Origin of the sequence: Desulfonatronospira sp. MSAO_Bac3, assembly GCF_003838035.1 — a bacterium.
Classification (GTDB): domain Bacteria; phylum Desulfobacterota; class Desulfovibrionia; order Desulfovibrionales; family Desulfonatronovibrionaceae; genus Desulfonatronospira; species Desulfonatronospira thiodismutans.
Genome location: NZ_QYZY01000159.1, coordinates 1 through 1,685, shown reverse-complemented (window position 1 = coordinate 1,685; position 1,685 = coordinate 1). Strand labels below are relative to the sequence as shown.

General features: G+C 60.4%; 1 protein-coding gene. It reads right to left on the bottom strand.

The features are described from left to right. On the bottom strand, nt 1-1,685 hold a 1,685-nt coding region (locus D5S03_RS05405), incomplete at both ends, for an HAD-IC family P-type ATPase (RefSeq protein ID WP_287042916.1).

The window sequence follows — 1,685 nt, the reverse complement described above, 5'->3', positions numbered from 1 at the left end:
CGGATACCGAGGCCACGCGCCAGATGAGAAATCCGGAGATGAGGGGTTCATCCGGAGGCCTGGGGGGACGGCTCATGACATTTCCTTCCGGGGGCTCAAAGGCCAGGGCCAGGGCCAGGGTTACTGCGATGATCATATTGATCCATAGAATCTGGGGCGGGCTGATGGGCAGGGTATACTCCCCTCCTTCGCCCAGAAGACCGATGCCCAGAACAATGGAAGCCATGACCACCAGGGCCTGCCCTCCGTTGGTGGGCAGGATGAACAGGATGGCCTTTTTCAGGTTGTCGTAAATAGTCCGGCCTTCTTCCACGGCATTGGCGATGGAGGCGAAATTGTCGTCGGCCAGGACCACGTCCGAGGCTTCCCTGGCGGCCTCGGTGCCGCCTTTGCCCATGGCCACGCCCACATCGGCCCGCTTGAGGGCCGGGGCATCGTTGACTCCGTCCCCGGTCATGGCCACGATGTTGCCCCCGGCCTGCAGGGCCTGCACCAGCCTGAGCTTGTGTTCCGGGCTGGTGCGGGCGTAGACGTCCACCCCGGGGACTTTCTTTTCTAGTTCTTCATCACTCATCTTTTCCAGGTCCTTGCCCGCCAGAAAGGTGCGTCCGTCCCCGATGCCCAGTTCGTCGGCAATGGATACCGCTGTCAGGGCGTGGTCCCCGGTGATCATTTTCACGTTTATTCCGGCCGACTGGCAGTCGCGCACCGAGACACACCTGCCGATGAGCTTTGCAGCAGCCTTGACCGCTTCTTCCCGGGGAGGGTCTATTATCCCGAAGAGTCCAAGGAGTGTGAAGCCTTCCCTGGTATCCTCCTCATCAAGGCCCTTTTTGTCCTCCGGGACATCCTTGAAGGCCACCGCCAGCAGTCGCTGGCCCCTGGAGGCGATGGTTTCGCCGCTATTGTGCCAGAAATCCGGGTCCAGCTCTTTCTGTCCATTTGAGTTCGCCTGGTGGCTGCACCTTTCCAGGACGCGTTCCGGGGCGCCCTTGAGGATGATACGCCGGCCGCCGTCCTGGTGGTAGTCGTGCAGGGTGGCCATGAATTTCTTGTCCGAGGAAAAGGGGATAGCGTCAATCCTTGGCCGGTCTGCGTTTTCCTGCTTCTGGTCAAGCCCGGCCTTCATGGCTGCGGCCACCAGGGCTCCCTCGGTGGAGGCCCCTTCCAGGCGGTAGACGCCTTCGTTTTCCTGGTAATAAATATGGGCCTCGTTGCACAAAAGAACCGAGCGCAGAGTCTCAGCCAGAAGGGGGTGCTGCAGGGGGTCTATGTTCTGGTCCTGGAGCCTGAATTCCCCCTTGGGGTTATAGCCTGTACCGGTTATTAAATACAGATCTTCAGAGACCTGAACGCTTTGAACCGTCATCTGGTTCTTGGTCAGGGTGCCGGTCTTGTCCGAGCAGATGGTGGTCACCGCGCCCAGCGTTTCCAGGGCCGGGAGCTTGCGGATAATGGCGTTTCTGCGGGCCATTCTCTGCACCCCTATGGCCAGGGTGATGGCCATTATGGCCGGAAGACCTGCGGGTATGGCGGATACGGCCAGGCCCACCGCGGCCATGAACATTTCCGAGGGCATAAGCTGGCGTACCAGGATGCCGAAGGCGAAAGTGGCCAGGGCCGTCACCAGGATGGCAGCAGTCAGGAAGTGGCCGAACCTGGTTATCTTTTTTAAAAGGGGCGTG